Raw genomic sequence first — 15,276 nt, 5'->3', positions numbered from 1 at the left:
TTGGGCGTTTGGGTGCTTGGGTGCTTGGGTGCTTGGGCACTTGAGCGCTTGGGCACTTCGGCACTTGGGCGTTTGGGTGCTTGGGTGCTTGGGCACCTGGGCACTTGAGCGCTTGGGCACTTCGGCACTTCGGCACTTCGGCACTTCGGCACTTCGGCACTTCGGCACTTCGGCACTTCGGCACTTCGGCACTTCGGCACTTCGGCACTTCGGCACTTCGGCGTTTGGGCGTTTGGGCGTTTGGGCGTTTGGGCGTTTGGGCGTTTGGGCGTTTGAGCATTGAACCGGCAGCGTCGCGCCCCGCGCGCCCCGCGCGCGCCGCCGGACCTCGCCGGATCTAGCCGAACGCCGTCAGGCGTCCTTCCAGCGCGCGCCGAGCACGCGCCCACAGAAATTCGGCCGGTGAAAATCCGGATCGGCGCGTTCGAGCACATCGGCGCTCCACGTGCCGAACGTCGATGCCGGGCGGTGCGCGACGCCGCGCGCGACCGCATCGAGGAACGCGTCGCTGAAGCCTTCGCCGCGCGGGTAGGCGGCGAGCAGCGCGCGCCGCTCGTCGGCCGAATACGCGTCGAAATCGGTGGCCATCAGGTCGGTCGAGACGGCGGCCGCCAGCACACGCGCGAGCGGCGACACGCGCGCGGCCACGCCGGGCGTCGTATGCAGCGCGATCGCACGCCACACGTCGTCGCGCATGCGCTGCGACGTCTGGTGGCGCAGCAGGAACGCATCGGCGGCATCGGCGCTGTCGAGCTCGTAGCGCGCGCTCGAGCGGCCGTACGCGGTGCTCAATCCCATATTCGCGTACATCGCGGCCACGTACAGCGCATCGGCATCGCAGGTCTCGCCGGCACGCTGCGCGGCCAGCGACGCGAGCACGAACACCCGGCTCGCATGTTCTGTGATCGTGTGCGGCAGCGAAGCGCAGGCCGCTTCGGCGGCTTCGATCGCCATCGGCGTCCGTGGAATGCGGATGCCGGCGACTTCGTCGTCGGCCGGTGCGCACGTATGCGCAGAACTCATCTCTTCTCCTTCTGCCCCCCAACCGGAGGCGGAAAATTGTCCACGCTTCGCGCGGCACGCGCCGACGCAGCCGGCGTATCGGCCGGTACGGCGTCGCCCTAGAACGCGAAACCGGGGTAAGCCAATGCTTCGCACTGCTCGACGGTTTCCGTCGCGGCCGCATGCAGGCGCTGCACGATACCGCGCCCGAGCCCGCACGCGGCACCGGACTGCGTGCCGGCGCCGGCCGCCGCGCGCAGCGATGCCGACTCGGCCGGACGACGCTGGCCGGCGCCGCCGAATTCGGCCACCGGCGACCACGCGGGGCTGACCGCCAGCGGCGGCGGCGCGAGCGGCGCGAACTCGTCGTCCGCGTGCACGATCCTGCCGCCGACGACCGTCAGCACCGACGACAGCGACTTGATCCGCGCTTCGTCGATCGTGAAGTAGTCGTCCGTCAGCACCGCGAAATCCGCGTAGTGGCCGGGCACCAGCGCGCCCTTGCAGTCGTCCTCGCTGGAGAACCACGCGCTGCCGACCGTATAGCAGCGCAGCGCTTCCATCCGGCTGAGCCGGTTGCGCTCCGGATACAGCGCCGTGCCGCCGACCGTGCGCCCCGACACCATCCAGTACAGCGACACGAACGGGTTGTAGCTCGCGATGCGCGTTGCGTCGGTACCCGCGCCGACCGGCAGCCCGGCCGCCAGCATCGCGCGGATCGGCGGCGTGCGCATCGCGGCTTGCGCGCCGTAGCGTGCAATGAAGTACTCGCCCTGGAACGCCATCCGGTGCTGGACCGTCACGCCGCCGCCGAGCGCGGCGATGCGCGCGATGTTCGCATCCGACACCGTCTCGCAGTGATCGAAGAACCAGCGCAGCCCGTCGAACGGCATCTCGCGGTTCACGGCTTCGAGCACGTTCAGGAAGCGGCCGATCGATTCGTCGTAGGTCGCATGCAGCCGGAACGGCCAGCGGTGCCGCACCAGCAGCCGCACCACCGCGGCCAGTTCGGCTTCCAGCGCCGCCGGCAGGTCGGGTCGCGGTTCGAGAAAATTGCCGAAATCGGCGGCCGAATACACCAGCAGTTCGCCGGCGCCGTTCATCCGCAGGAACGCGTCGCCGTCGCCGGGCTTCGCGAGCGTCACCCAGCGCGCGTAGTCGTCGAGTTCCCGTCCCGCATGCTGCACGAACAGGCTGTACGCGACGCGCACGGTCATTTCGCCGCGCTGCGCGAGTGCCAGGATCGCGCCGTAGTCGTCCGGATAGGCCTGGAAATCGCCGCCCGCGTCGATCGCGCTCGTCACGCCGAGCCGGTTCAGCTCGCGCATGAAGTGCCGCATCGAATTCATCTGGTCGTCGTGGCCGAGCTTCGGGGCCCGTTCGAGCGCCTCGTGCAGCACGGCCATGTCCGGGCGCGCGATCAGCATGCCGGTCGGCCGGCCGAGGCGATCGCGCTGGATCTCGCCGCCGGGCGGGTTCGACGTATCGCGGCCGTAGCCGATCGCGCGCAGCGCGGCCGCGTTCAGGAGCGCGCTGTCGCCCAGGTGCATGATGAAAACCGGCGTGTCGGGCGCGATCGCGTTGAGTTCGGCCGCCGTCGGCCCGCGCTTTTCGGCGAACTGGAATTCGGTCCAGCCGCCGACCACGCGCACCCAGTGCGGCGCGGGCGTGCGCAGCACCTGGCGACGCAGCATCGCGAGCGCGTCGGCCAGTGTCGGCACGCCGTCCCAGCGCAGTTCCAGGTTGAAGTTCAGGCCTCCGCGAATCATGTGCAGGTGCGAATCGTTCAGCCCCGGGATCACGGTGCGCCCGTTCAGGTCGATGCACTGCGTGCCCGCATGCGCATGGCGCATCACGTCGTGCCCGCTGCCGGCCGCGAGGATCCGGCCGTCCTTCACGGCGAGCGCGGTCACGAACGACTGCCGGTCGTCCTGCGTCGCGATCTTGCCGTTGCATACGATGAGGTCCGCCGCCGCGGCGGAATCCGTCGCCTTAAGCACCGTCCGGCCCTCCGCTTGCGCCGCAAGCCGGCACGCGGCCGCACGCCGCCTGCCTCCGGTTCGACGATACACGGACCATCCACTCCCCCTTGAACATTGAACGATCGGACCGACCGGCCGCGGCGCGATGGCGCGGTGTCGTCCTGCGCGAACCGGGCATGACGTTACGCCACCTGCTGCATCACGTCCGCCGCCTCGTGCCGCATGCGCGGCCGGCCCGCCGGCGGTGCGGGCTCCGGGCGCACGAAGTTCTGCAGGCGTGCGAGCCGGCGCACGTCGAACGCGCGCGATTGCGGATCGAAATGCCCCGACAGGTTCGCCACCAGCGACGACGCCTGGCCGGTCCGCCCGCGCTCGATCAGGTGATCGGCGAGATCGAGCGTGCCGCGCAGCGCCCACATCGCGGCCCCTTGACCGTTCGCGGTATGAATTCCAGTCAGCAGATGCCGGTGCCCGTCGGCTTCGTACGCGATCGCGACATCCGGGTCCGCGGTGCGGGCCTGTTCGAGCATCGCGAGCCCGCGCGCGCGCAGCAGTTCCGGCACGAACAGGTGCTCGCCGTGCGCGCGACAGCGCGCGAGCGTCGCATCGAGCTTCGCGCACGCCTCGGCCGCGCGGCCCGTGCGCGTCAGCCCTTCCGCGTATGCGACGACCAGCGGCGCGAGCAGGCGCCGGAAGCCGCTCGCCTCGATGCGCCGCAGCGCGGGCTCGAGCCGCGCGAGACCGGCGCCGGGATGCCCGGCCTGCATGTCGAACTGTCCCGCGAGGCCTTCCGCGTGGCTGAGCCAGATGTCGAACCCGTTCGCCTCCGCCGTCGAGCGCAGCGTGCCGAGGTAGTCGGAAATCACGTCGTGATCGCCGTAGCGCAACGCGATCGGCACGGCCGCGGCGCCGAGCACGACGCACAGTGCCGGCCCCGACCCGGTGCGGCGCGCGGATTCGACCGCCTGCGCGGCCAGCCGCATCGCATATTCCGGATCGCCCTGCATCCAGACGAGCCGCGTCAGCATCGTGCCGCCGAGCGTCGCGACGTCGATCCCGAGCGCGGCTTCCGCGCAGGACGGTTCGCCGGCCACGGCCAGCTCGGCGGTCGCGGCCTCCAGCCGCTCGCGGGCCTGCGCGTGCTCGCCGAAGTAATGCAGCGACGTCGCGACCATCGCGTTCGCCAGCAGTCGCTGCGGCCGGTCGCCGCGCCGCTCGGCCGCGCGCTCGAAGCGGGTCGCGTAGCGCAGCGATTCGTGGATGTCGGAGCGCGTCAGCATCGTGTTCCACAGCCCGACCAGCGCGCACGCGTCGAACGCCTCGTCGCCGATCCGGCCTGCGAGCACGAGCGTCCGGTCCCACATCGCGGCGGCCGCGTGCGTATCGCCGTCGGTATGCAGCAGCGCCGTCGCGTACGCCGCGCGCAGGCGCATCTCGCGCGCCGCGTCGATGCCGCCGGCGTCGCCGGCCTCGATCGCGTCGAGCGCCCGCCGCGCCGGTTGCGCGCATTCGCGCATCCGCGCCGGCTCCAGCAACGCGAGCGCCAGCGCGTCCGCTTCCCGCACCCGCGGCTCGGCCGCGACGGGCTCGCGCGGCGCCGGCACGCCCGCGGCGACACGCGGGCTCGCGAGGTCCGGGGCCGGCGGCGGCATCCGCGCTTCGCCCTGCTCACGTTCATAGCGCGCATGACGCTCGGCGACGACGTCGAATTCGCCTTCGTTGTGCAGTTTTTCGAACGCGTACGCGCGCGTCGATTCCGTCAACCGGTAGCGCGCCTGCGCGCCATGGAACTCGACGGTCACCAACGACTTCGCGACCAGTTCGCCGAGCACCGCGATCGTCTCGGCGGCCGACATGCCGGGATCCATCGCGACCTCGCGCGCGGCATCGAACGTGAACGGGCCGACGAAGCACGCCATGCGGCGAAACAGCGAGCGCGCGGCCGCATCCAGCAGCACGTAGCTCCAGTCGAACGTCGCGCGCAACGTCTGGTGGCGCGGCAGCGCCGAGCGCAGCCCGCCGGTCAGCAGGTTCAGCCGGTCGTCCAGACGCGCGGCGACGATCTCGAGCCCGAGCGTCGCGACGCGCGCGGCAGCCAGTTCGATCGCGAGCGGCAGCCCGTCCAGACGCCGGCAGATGTCGCCGACCAGCCGGATGCCGGCCGCATCGACCTCGCAGTCGGGCGTGGCGGCGCGGATCCGCGCCAGGAACAGTTCGACGGCCGAATGATGCACGATCTCGTCCACCGGCGTACCCCCTTCCGGCACCGCCAGCGGGCTCACGCGAAACACGGCTTCGGCCGAGATATGCAGCGGTTCGCGGCTCGTCGCGAGCACGCGCAGCGATGGGGCGCGCGACGTCAGCGTATCGACGAAGTCGGCCACCAGATCGACGACGTGTTCCGCGTTGTCGAGCACGATCAGGGCCGGCGACGCAGCGAACGCTTCGGCGATCCGGTCGATGCCCGGCACACTGTCCGTGCCGAGCCCGAGTTCCGCGGCGATCGCGAGCAGTACGTCGTCGCGCGTCGCGGCGCTCGCGAGCGCGACGAACAGCACGCGCTCGCCGGACCGCTCGCGCAGTTCGTGGGCGACGCGGCCGGCCAGGCTCGTCTTGCCGATGCCGCCCGCCCCGACGAGCGTGACGACCGGCGCGCGTTCGAGCATGTCGACGATCTGCCCGATCTCCGCCTGGCGTCCGACGAGCGGAACCGGACGGGCCGCCGCGACGGGGTCGGCCGGTAACGCGGCCGCGCGCGGCGCGGCTTCGTGCGCGACGGCGGGATTCGCGATCAGCAGGTAGCCGCGGCCCGGCACCGTCTTGATCAGGCCGCGGTCCGCGCCCAGCGCCTTGCGCAGCGTCGCGACATGGACCTGCAGCCGGTTTTCCTCGACGATCAGGCCCGGCCACACGGCATCCATGATGTCGTCCTTCGACACGATGGAACCGTTGGCGCGATGCAGCACTTCCAGTATGTCAAGCGCGCGTGCGCCAATGCGCAGCGACGCGCCGTGGTGGCGAATGTCCCGCTGCTCGAAATCCACCGACAACGTCCCGATCTGGATCATGGCCGCCTCCAGGTTCCCCACGATGACCGCCATGTGAACACGGCCGTTCACCGGGGCGGGAGTCCGCACCCGGCCTGCCCTGCGGGCGGGTGCAAAGTCTCAAAATGTGGGCGGAGTGTAAACGCCGTATAAACAAAAATCTTGAAGGAAAATGCGCTGGCCTTATCCGCACCGGCGCGCACCGCGCAATCATAAATAGGGCAATAGTGGCCGCATGGTGGCCGCAGCGGCGCATTCGCGTGCCCGTCGAGGCCCGCGCGGCACGGGGCAAGCCAATAGCAAGCATTTCGTCAGCAAGTGGACATTTGTTCAAGTTAACTTGGGCCGGTCGGGCACACCGTATAAACTTCGCGTCAAAATGTTCGCGTGCCGCCCCCAACGAAGGATTGTTCCGCCATGCCAGATCCCCTCGTCGCGCCCCCGGCCGCACTGCCGAAAGACACGCTCGGCTGCCTGTCGAGCCTGCTGTCCAAGGATGTCGAACGGTCGGTCGGCGGCCTCACGCTCCATCGCAAATGCATGCGCGACGAACAGTTCGAGCGCATCGAGATGGCGGCCAGCGATCGCGGCTTCCTGATCGGCGTGTCGCTCAACGGCGGGCATCGGCGCACGATCTACGGCGGGGCCGGCCAATCCCGTTCCGAGCGACGGTTCCAGCACAACTCGATCTACATTCGCGACTTTTCCCGGAATTTCCGTGCCGACCTGTACGGCCAGTTCGACTTTCTGCTGGTCGAGCTGTCGCACACCTATCTCGACAGCCTCGGCCGCGAGCACGACGGTACGGAAATCGGCGGCCTGACCTGTGCGCCCGACGTGCAGGACATGGTGCTGGGCCATCTCGCGCACGCGGTCGCCGACAGCCTCGACGGGCCCGGCGCGCTGAATGCGCTGTTCGTCGAGCAGATGGGGCTCGCGATCGGCACGCATCTCGCGCGCCAGTACGGCAACACGAGTGCGCGCGACCTGCAGCGCAAGGGCCTGCTGTCGCCGGCGAAGGCGGCGCTCGCGAAAGAGCTGCTGATGGAGAAGGCCGATCTCGGCGTGTCGATCGAGGAAGTCGCGAGCGAATGCGATCTGTCGCGCGGCTATTTCATCCGGGCGTTCTCGCGCACGACGGGGCGCACGCCGCATCAATGGCTGCTCGAACAGCGCGTGATCCGCGCGCGGCAACTGATCGAGACGACCGACATGTCGCTCGCGGAAATCGCGGCCGTGTGCGGCTTCGCGGACCAGAGCCACCTGAACCGCGTGTTCGCACGCATCGTCGGCCATCCGCCCGGCGCCTGGCGGCGCGAACTGACGCGCTGACGCGTAGCGGCAGCGGCCGCGCGCCGCCGCTACGCGCGTACCCCGCGCGTCACGGCGTGCGACACCGAGCTTACCGGCCGGTTTCGCAATAATCCTGAGCGCGGCATGAATCGTTCTGAAAGCCGGCGCCCGACGGCGCCGGCCCGATTCACGCGACCTGATCCCGCGAGCGCTGCGCGTCGAGCAACGCGGCGCGAAACACGTCGGCCGGCTGCGCGCCGCTGACGACCGTCGTGCCGATGCGCGTCGACGGCACCGACGCGATGCCGTCACGCACCGCGTCCGCTTCGAGCTCGACCACCGCGTCGAGCCCTTCGCCGGATGCGAGGAACGCACGCACCGCGTCGCCCGGCAGGCCGACGCCAGCCGCGATCTCAACCAGCACGTCCGCATCGCCGATATCGCGGCCGTCGCGGAAATACGCGGCAAACAACGCATCGACGAGCGCGACCGCGCTGCCGCGCTGCTGCGCGAACCAGACGAGCCGGTGCGCGAGCCGCGTGTTCGGCGTGCGCGCGATCCGCGCATGGTCGAACACGAGGCCCGCCGCGCGGCCGGCATCGGCCACATGCGCATCGAGCGCCAGCGAACGCGCCCAACTGCCGAACTTCGCGCTCCGGTACGCCTTGCGGTCGATGCCGCCGGCCGGCATCGTCGGGTTCAGCTCGAACGGCACGAACCGCACGTTCACACTGCCGGCCAGGCCGGCTGCTTCGATCGCCTCCACGAGCCGGTGCTCCGCGATCCAGCACCACGGGCAGATCAGGTCGTAGGTCACGGTTACTTCGACGGGTTTCATGGTCATCTCCTGTACATTGCAGCCCAGAAGATAGCGCTTGCGCGCCGGCGATAGAATGCGAACGGCGCGCAACGCATCGTTGCGGCCTGCACAAAGACACGAAGACTCGAAGAGCACGACATGGACAAATTCTCCGCGCTGCGCGCGTTCGTCGAAGTAGCGGAAGCCGGCGGCTTCTCGAGCGCGGGGCGCCGCCTCGACCTCGCGGCGTCGTCGGTGGTACGCGCGGTGGATGCGCTCGAGGCATCGCTCGGCACCGTGCTGCTGAACCGCACGACGCGCCAGGTCACGCTGTCCGATGCCGGCGCGATGTACTACGCACGCGCGAAGCAGCTGCTCGAGGAACTCGCGGAAGCCGACGCGCTGGTGTCCGATCGCGGCGACGAGCCGTCCGGGCCGCTGCGCGTGTCGGTGCCGGTTGCGTACGGCGTGCGCCGCATCGCGCCGCACGTCGCGGCCTTCCTCGCGCGCCATCCGAAGCTCGACCTCGACCTGCAGCTCACCGACGAACGCGTCGATCTCGTCGCGGGCCGCATCGACGTCGCGATCCGGCTCGGCGAAGCGGCGCCGTCCGCCGAAGTCGTCGCGCGGACGCTCGGCACGTTCCACCGCTACGTCGTCGCGAGCCACGATTACCTCGCCGCGCACGGCACGCCGGCCACGCCGGGCGAGCTCGTTGATCACGGCTGCCTGCGCTTTCACTTCGGCGGCGACCAGCAGGCGTGGTCGTTCGCCGATGCGCACGGCACGACGCAGGTGCGCGTCGCCGGGCGCCTGAAATCGAACCACAGCGAAGTGCTGCGCGATGCGGCGCTCGATGGTGCCGGCATCGCGCTGCTGCCCGACTGGCTGGTCGATGCCGACGTCCAGTCGGGCCGTCTGCGCCGGCTCTTCGAGCAATACGACGTGACGCCCGGCACGGCCCGCTCGGTCGTCACCGCGCTCTACCTGCCGACGCAGCGCGGCTCGAAACGCGTGACCGCGTTCATCGATTTCGTCGAAGCGCTGGTGCGCGCGTAGCGTCGCGCCGTACAACGCAGCGCGCTGCGCTGCCAGCCACGCTACCAGCCGAACTTCGCCTCGACGCCGACGTAGTCGGCGTTGCGCGCACCGAGCGCGCGAATCGAATCGGCGATCTGGAAGTGCACGGCCTCGACGGCCAGCGCCACGTTCGGATTGACGAGCCAGTCCACGCGGGCCTGCGCATACATCCCCGTGTACGAACCGCCCTTGCCGGCCGTGCCGGGCACCGCCTGCATCCCTTGCGCGTAGATTGCGTCGGCCGTCGTTTGTCGCCACTGGAAACCGACCGCGGTCAGCACCGTCACGTTGGCGGACGGCTTGAACGTCAGCGACGGCTTCACGTGAACCAGGTTGCTGTAGCCGGTGTAGCCCGCAAGCGTGAAGTAATAGCCGTTCGGGAACAGCGGGTTGAAGGTGCCCATGCGCCCGTCGCCGGGATGCTTGTCGCCCGACGCGCCGTCGACCTGGATGCCGACGCGCGGCGTGCCCGGCGTCTTCGCGAACGTGTAGCCGCCCAGCGCGCCGAACGCCCACGCGCCGATCGTGTCCTGCCCGATGTGCCCGGTCTGGAGCATCGCCTCGACGTCCCAGTCGAACCCGCTGGACTTGCCCGCGTAGCGCATGTCGAACACGTCGCGCCGCTCGGTACCGGCCCCGTCCAGATAGCGCGCGTTGTCGCGCGTATACCTCGACCAGTACGCCGACAGGTCGCCGGGGCCCGTGTTGCTGCGCTCGATACGCACGCCGTCGAACCGCAGGTGCCGGTTCGACACGTCGTCGAACGCCGCGTCGTCGCGATACTGCACCGGGCGCGTCACATAGCCGATCAGCCGCCACTTGCCGATTTCGTAATCCGCCCACAGCGCGTCGAACGCCTGGCGCACGTTCGGGCCGTCGCGCACCGACACGAACCGCTGCAGGTCGTACGCCATCTCCTGCCGGCCGATCCGCGCCTTGAACGTGCCGCCGCCAATCTGGTCGACGTACGCGACGAAGGCCTGCTCGATATCGAGCTGATCCTTGTCGACGGACGACACCGTGTCCTTGCCGAACGGCCGCGCATCGACGAACTGGACGAACGCCTGGACATGCCCGGCATAACGCAGGTCCGCATGCACCGTCGCACGCTGGATCATGTAGTTGTCGTCGTGCGCGGCGCCGAGCCCGAACAGCGGCGCGTTGTTCAGCTCGAAGCGCTCGCGCAGGTTCGCGCCGAGCGACAGGTAGGTCGACGGGTCGCCGCCGAGCGGGATGTACTTCAGCGCATCGCCGGGCTGGCGCGGCACGCACGGATTCGCGAGCACCGACCAGTCTTCCTGCCAGCGGTTGAACAGCAACGTGGGCCGCTTCGCGGTACACGTCGTGCCGACGGCCGAAGCTGTCGAAGCTTGTGAAACCGTCGGAACCGGCGAAGCTGTCGAAGCTGTCGAAACCGTCGAAACCGTCGAAACCGGCGAAGCTGTCGAAGCCGCCGAAGCGGCATCCTCGGCCCCGGCCGCCGTACCGGCGTAGCTGGCGACGCCGCCCGCCAGCACGGCGGCCGGCAGCACGCGCCGCCAGGCCCGCCCCATCGACCTGCGCCCCATCACTTCGACCGCGCGTGGATCTCGGCGACGTAGCCGCCCGGGAACTGCACGAGCGCCGCATCACGCCCGTCCGACGTGAACGTCGGCACCAGCACGGTCACGCCCGCGGCCTGCGCCTGCTTCAGCGTCGCGGCCAGATCCGGCACTTCGTAGCCCGTCATCTCGCGGCCGAACGGGTAAGGCAGATGCCCGTCGGTGGCGAGCACGGTCATCTTGCCGAAACCCGATTCGATGCGGATGCGGCGATACGTATCGTTCGGCCGGCCGATCTCGATGCCCGGCGCCTTGCGCACGTCGGACACGACCTTGCCCCGCGAGAACGCGACGAAGTCGTGCACCAGCTTGCTCGCACTTTCCGGCGACACGTACACGCGGTTTTCCGGCACCGTCTGCAGCGGGTCGTATTTCGGCGCCTGCGTGTGCCAGTAGAGCTGCATGTTCACGCCGCCCGGCCAGCGGATGATCGCGTCGCGGCCGATCGGATCGGGGAACGTGTCGACGACCACGTCCGCGCCGTGCGCGCGCGCCGATTTCATCGCGACGTCCATGTCGGTGACGAGGTAGCCGGTGCGCTCCTGGCAGAACGGATAGGGGATCGGCGTCTTGAAGCCGAACACCGAGATCGTGCCGGCCGGCGTGAACACGAGCTGCGACATCGTCTGGCTCGGCGTCGGCGTGACCTGGAACACACCCTGCTGCGACTTCTTGCCGCCGAACGTCGCGACGAAGCTGTCGGTGAAACGATCGAAATCTTCCGGCGCGACGCACACGTGCGTCGTGTCGTACTGCGGGCCGACCGAGACGGCCGGCACCTTCGCGGACGACGTGTCGAGCAGGCGCGTCTCGTCGGCCTGGGCCGGCGCGGTCGCCAGCAGCGCGCCGAGCACGGCCGCCGACGCAGCCGTCAGCCGCCATGCCTGTTGCAATTTCAGTGTGATCATCGGGTTCTCCTTGAAAGTGGCAGGCGCGGCCGCATGCCGCGCGCGCATTCAGCGTGACGTCGGCCGCTCGTCGGGCCGACCGGATTGATAGGCGAGGAAGCACAGCACCGCGAGCGGCAGCGCGAGCGCCCAGAACGCCGCGAACAGATAGGCCATCGCACCCGCGCCGGCGCCGAGCGCGAAGCCCGTGACCGGCGGCAGCGTGCGCCGCAGCCGCACGCGCGCGACTTCGCGTTCGGCCGGCGCGGCGAGCGGCACCAGCCAGTCGAATGCATCGATCACCGCCTGCGTGACGTTGCCCGTCATCACCGTATTGGCGACGACCGAGCGGGCCGTCAGCCGCGCGTGCGCGTTCTGGACGCCCATCGCCGCGGCGCCGAGCAGGCCGCACAGGATCGTTCTCGGCGCGTCGGCGTCGGCGATCGGCGAGGCCATTACGCCGGCCAGCATGAACCCGGCCAGCAGCACGGCCTGCAGCGCATAGAGCGAACGTGCGCGCACGCCGTGACCCAGCGAGCGCATCCGGTGGTCGAGCACGCGCGCGACGACGATGCCCGCGATGAAGGCCGGAAACGCGAGCCACTTGATCGCGAGCCCTTGCCCGACGCCGGCCAGACCCGAACCGATCAGGATGAAGTTGCCGGTGACGTGCGCGGTGAACAGGCCGAACAGCGCGACGAAGCCGAGCGTGTCGACATATCCCGCGATCGACGCGAGAAACACGTCCTCGCCGCGCACGCGGTCGGGCACCGCTCCCGCGGTTACCGGCTGCGACGGCATGACCCGGTTTCCTGGATGGTGCCGACGGCGCCGGCGCGGCCGGCGCCCGGCGAGATCTGATAACCCATGTTCCGCTCCGGTTGCGCCGACCGGCCCGGCTTGCCGACTGGCATCCGGCCCGTGCGGCGGTTCGGGAGCAAGACTAGTGAAGGCTGGCCTGAATGTCATGGCGCCCGCCTGAATTTTTCTGAATCGGCGGCGGTCCGGCGCCGGCCCGGCACGACACGGATCGACGCCGCACCAGGCCCCGCGCCGCGACGAAAGCCGCGCCGCGCGCGGCATGCCGCGCGTCAATCGTGTTATTTTTCGATCGATAGTTAACGCAGGCGCACCATCGGGAGCCGATGCATGACCGAAAGAAAACGCAGCACGCCGGCCCGCGAGCGCGGGACGGACGCCGACGGCAACACCGTCACGCCGGGCCGCCGGCTCGCGCCGGAAGCGCGCGAGAGGCAGATCGTCGAGAAGGCGATCGAGCACTTCGCGACGCACGGCTTTTCCGGCAGCACGCGCGAGCTCGCGCGGCAGATCGGGGTCACCCAGCCGCTGCTGTACCGGTACTTCCCGAGCAAGGAAGCGCTGATCGACCGCGTGTACGACGAGATCTACACGTGGAACCCCGACTGGGAAAAACTGATCGCCGACCGCACGGTATCGCTGCAGGAACGGCTGGTCGCGTTCTACCGCGCTTATGCGCAAACCATCCTGCGGCGCGAATGGATCCGTACGTTCATCTTCGCGGGGCTCAGCCGCGAGGGGTTCAACACGCGCTACCTGTCGCGGCTGCGCGAACGCGTGTTCCTGCCGGTGCTGCGCGAGCTGCGGCACGAATACGACATCGCGACACCCGCCACCGAGGCCCAGCGCAACGCGGAAGTCGAGCTGGTCTGGAGCCTGCACGCGAGCATCTTCTATTTCGGCGTGCGCAAGTGGGTCTACGGCCTGCCGGTGCCCGACGATCTCGACACCGAGATCGAACGGCTGATCGACGCGTTCCTGCACGGCACGCCCGCTGCGCTGAAGCAGCTCGCGTCGGACGCACCCGCACGGCGGCGCAAGCGCAACTGACGCGAGCGGCGGGCGTGCCGGTCGACGACGGTCGAATCGTCATCCGGCACATTCACGCTCGTGCGTCTTCGTCGGGCGTACACGCGGCGGCAAGCCGCTTGCCACGCGCATCACACGGGGATCGGGAAACGTCCGCCACGACCGGCACGTGACGAAGCGGTCGGTTCCGGCCGTGCCCGCAATCACGCGAATTCAGAACAATTTATCCGGCGCATCGCACGTTTCGCCTATCCTCGAAAGGCACTCGCGGCCGCGCCGGTTTCGCACTGTCCGACTATCGCGCGAACGCCGAGGACGTAAAGCAGGATCTCGTCGACGCGGACGTCAAAATCGCATGCCCGACGATGGCGCTCTGGGGCGAGGATTTTTATGCGGTCGGCAAGATGTTCGACATGAAATCCGTGTGGGAAAGCATGGCGACGCACCTGCGCGCCGAGCCGATCGCGCAGTGCGGGCACCTGCCGCAGGAGGAGCAGCCGGAGCGCGTGAACGCGCTGCTGCTCGACTTCCTGAAGCACTGGGAAGGCTGATTAGATGCGCGCGCAACGAACCAACGGGAGGAAGGCATCATGAGCGACGTTTCGGGCCCGCTGGCGGTCGTGATCGGCGGATCGGTGGGCGGGCTGTTCACCGCCACTTCACTGCGTGCGGCCGGCTGGCGCGTCAAGGTCTTCGAGCAATCGCCGAACGAGCTCGACAGCCGCGGCGGCGGCATCGTGCTGCAAACGCCGATCGAGCGCGCGTTCGCGTTCGGCGGCGTGCCCGTGCCGCACGATGCGGGCGTCGATTCGGTCGACCGGATCTATCTCGACGAGCACGACCGGATCGTGCAACGCCTGCACATGCCGCAAACACAGACCGCGTGGAACGTGATCTATACGGCGCTGAAACGCGCGCTGCCCGCCGGCGTCGTGCATGGCGGTGTTTCGTTCGAGCGCTTCGAGCAGGATGGCGACCGCGTGATCGCGCACTTCGCGGACGGCCGCGTCGAGCCGGCCGACCTGCTGGTCGGCGCCGACGGCGGCCGCTCGAACGTGCGCGCGCAACTGTTGCCCGAGGCGCGGCCCGCGTATGCTGGTTATGTCGCGTGGCGCGGGCTCGTCGACGAGCATCGGCTGCCCGACCCGGTGCTGAAGGTGCTGCGCGACCGCTTCACGTTCCAGCAAGGCGACGCGCATCTGTTCCTCACCTACCTGGTCCCCGGCCGCGACGGCGCGATCGAACCGGGCAAACGCCGCGTGAACTGGGTCTGGTACCGGCGGCTCGCACCGGCACAACTGCCGTCGCTGTTCCTCGCGCAGGACGGCACGCAGCGCGACGGTTCGCTGCCGCCCGGCGCGATGCGCGACGACAACCGGCTCGAACTCGTGGACGCCGGTCGCCGGATGCTGGCACCGACGCTCGCCGCGCTCGTCGACGCGACACAGGCGCCGTTCGCGCAGTCGATCCTCGATCTCTCGGTCGAGCGCATGGCGTTCGGCCGCACGGTACTGCTCGGCGACGCGGCCTGCCTCGTGCGGCCGCATACGGCCGCGGGCGTCGCGAAAGCGGCGGAGAATGCGGTCGGGCTCGCCGAGGCGCTGCGCGGCGTCGTGCACGGCCCCGCATTCGACGCCGCGCTGGCGCGCTGGGAAAGCCGTCAGCTCGCGACCAATGCTTCGCTGTCCGAACTCGGCATCTCGCTCGGCACGCGGATCATGGGGCGCGCGTGATCGG

Annotated in this window: 11 protein-coding genes and 1 pseudogene; 5 read left to right on the top strand and 7 right to left on the bottom strand. The window is 69.6% G+C overall.

The features are described from left to right. Positions 1-351 precede the first annotated feature (351 nt). The 3 genes from HAV18_RS39120 to HAV18_RS39110 form a co-directional block, all read right to left on the bottom strand. Positions 352-1,023 (bottom strand): phosphohydrolase, encoded by a 672-nt coding sequence (locus HAV18_RS39120; RefSeq protein ID WP_166966251.1) that lies wholly within the window; start codon positions 1,021-1,023, stop codon positions 352-354. A gap of 98 nt (positions 1,024-1,121) precedes the next feature. Next, positions 1,122-3,002: an amidohydrolase gene (locus tag HAV18_RS39115; protein ID WP_166966248.1), complete on the bottom strand. Its 1,881-nt coding sequence runs from the start codon at positions 3,000-3,002 to the stop codon at positions 1,122-1,124. A 164-nt stretch (positions 3,003-3,166) separates the two neighbouring features. Beyond that, complete coding sequence (locus HAV18_RS39110; protein WP_166966246.1) at positions 3,167-6,052, bottom strand: winged helix-turn-helix domain-containing protein; 2,886 nt, start codon at positions 6,050-6,052, stop codon at positions 3,167-3,169. A gap of 396 nt (positions 6,053-6,448) precedes the next feature. Here HAV18_RS39110 and HAV18_RS39105 point away from each other — a divergent pair, with 396 nt between their 5' ends. Further along, positions 6,449-7,363 carry an AraC family transcriptional regulator gene (locus tag HAV18_RS39105; RefSeq protein WP_166966244.1) on the top strand — a complete coding sequence of 305 codons (915 nt, stop codon included), beginning with the start codon at positions 6,449-6,451 and terminating at the stop codon, positions 7,361-7,363. Between the two features lie 148 nt (positions 7,364-7,511). Here the strand turns inward: HAV18_RS39105 and HAV18_RS39100 are convergent, their stop codons facing one another. Next, positions 7,512-8,162: a DsbA family oxidoreductase gene (locus HAV18_RS39100; protein WP_166966242.1), complete on the bottom strand. Its 651-nt coding sequence runs from the start codon at positions 8,160-8,162 to the stop codon at positions 7,512-7,514. A 120-nt stretch (positions 8,163-8,282) separates the two neighbouring features. Here HAV18_RS39100 and HAV18_RS39095 point away from each other — a divergent pair, with 120 nt between their 5' ends. Continuing rightward, on the top strand, positions 8,283-9,182 hold the full coding sequence (locus HAV18_RS39095) for a LysR family transcriptional regulator (RefSeq protein WP_166966240.1): 900 nt from the start codon (positions 8,283-8,285) through the stop codon (positions 9,180-9,182). Between the two features lie 41 nt (positions 9,183-9,223). Here the strand turns inward: HAV18_RS39095 and HAV18_RS39090 are convergent, their stop codons facing one another. The 3 genes from HAV18_RS39090 to HAV18_RS39080 are packed head-to-tail and all read right to left on the bottom strand — an operon-like array spanning position 9,224 to position 12,492. After that, positions 9,224-10,756: an alginate export family protein gene (locus HAV18_RS39090; RefSeq protein ID WP_166966238.1), complete on the bottom strand. Its 1,533-nt coding sequence runs from the start codon at positions 10,754-10,756 to the stop codon at positions 9,224-9,226. Between the two features lie 14 nt (positions 10,757-10,770). Then, entirely contained in the window at positions 10,771-11,712 is a 942-nt protein-coding gene (locus tag HAV18_RS39085) for a glyoxalase (protein ID WP_166966236.1), read from the bottom strand. Positions 11,713-11,760: 48 nt separating this feature from the next. Next, positions 11,761-12,492, bottom strand: coding sequence for a YoaK family protein (locus HAV18_RS39080; RefSeq protein ID WP_166966234.1), 732 nt, complete (start codon positions 12,490-12,492; stop codon positions 11,761-11,763). 348 nt (positions 12,493-12,840) lie between these two features. Here HAV18_RS39080 and HAV18_RS39075 point away from each other — a divergent pair, with 348 nt between their 5' ends. From HAV18_RS39075 to HAV18_RS39065, 3 genes and pseudogenes are all read left to right on the top strand, one after another. Beyond that, a complete protein-coding gene (locus HAV18_RS39075) occupies positions 12,841-13,560 on the top strand; it encodes a TetR/AcrR family transcriptional regulator (protein WP_166966232.1) in 720 nt (239 codons plus the stop codon). A 263-nt stretch (positions 13,561-13,823) separates the two neighbouring features. Further along, positions 13,824-14,090, top strand: a pseudogene (locus HAV18_RS39070) (alpha/beta fold hydrolase); the annotation flags it as partial. A 39-nt stretch (positions 14,091-14,129) separates the two neighbouring features. Next, positions 14,130-15,272, top strand: coding sequence for an FAD binding domain-containing protein (locus HAV18_RS39065; RefSeq protein ID WP_166966231.1), 1,143 nt, complete (start codon positions 14,130-14,132; stop codon positions 15,270-15,272). Positions 15,273-15,276: the final 4 nt, after the last annotated feature.

This window comes from Burkholderia sp. D-99 (genome assembly GCF_011605345.1).
In the GTDB taxonomy this organism is placed as follows: Bacteria; Pseudomonadota; Gammaproteobacteria; order Burkholderiales; family Burkholderiaceae; genus Burkholderia.
This window is presented reverse-complemented; position numbering and strand designations above follow the sequence as displayed.

Excerpts from the sequence above, each read along its gene's own strand:
- HAV18_RS39120 (WP_166966251.1), bottom strand. The coding sequence starts at position 1,023 with ATGAGTTCTGCGCATACGTGCGCACCGGCCGACGACGAAGTCGCCGGC.
- HAV18_RS39110 (WP_166966246.1), bottom strand. The coding sequence starts at position 6,052 with ATGATCCAGATCGGGACGTTGTCGGTGGATTTCGAGCAGCGGGACATT.
- HAV18_RS39105 (WP_166966244.1), top strand. The coding sequence starts at position 6,449 with ATGCCAGATCCCCTCGTCGCGCCCCCGGCCGCACTGCCGAAAGACACG.
- HAV18_RS39100 (WP_166966242.1), bottom strand. The coding sequence starts at position 8,162 with ATGAAACCCGTCGAAGTAACCGTGACCTACGACCTGATCTGCCCGTGG.
- HAV18_RS39095 (WP_166966240.1), top strand. The coding sequence starts at position 8,283 with ATGGACAAATTCTCCGCGCTGCGCGCGTTCGTCGAAGTAGCGGAAGCC.
- HAV18_RS39090 (WP_166966238.1), bottom strand. The coding sequence starts at position 10,756 with ATGGGGCGGGCCTGGCGGCGCGTGCTGCCGGCCGCCGTGCTGGCGGGC.
- HAV18_RS39085 (WP_166966236.1), bottom strand. The coding sequence starts at position 11,712 with ATGATCACACTGAAATTGCAACAGGCATGGCGGCTGACGGCTGCGTCG.
- HAV18_RS39080 (WP_166966234.1), bottom strand. The coding sequence starts at position 12,492 with ATGCCGTCGCAGCCGGTAACCGCGGGAGCGGTGCCCGACCGCGTGCGC.
- HAV18_RS39075 (WP_166966232.1), top strand. The coding sequence starts at position 12,841 with ATGACCGAAAGAAAACGCAGCACGCCGGCCCGCGAGCGCGGGACGGAC.
- HAV18_RS39065 (WP_166966231.1), top strand. The coding sequence starts at position 14,130 with ATGAGCGACGTTTCGGGCCCGCTGGCGGTCGTGATCGGCGGATCGGTG.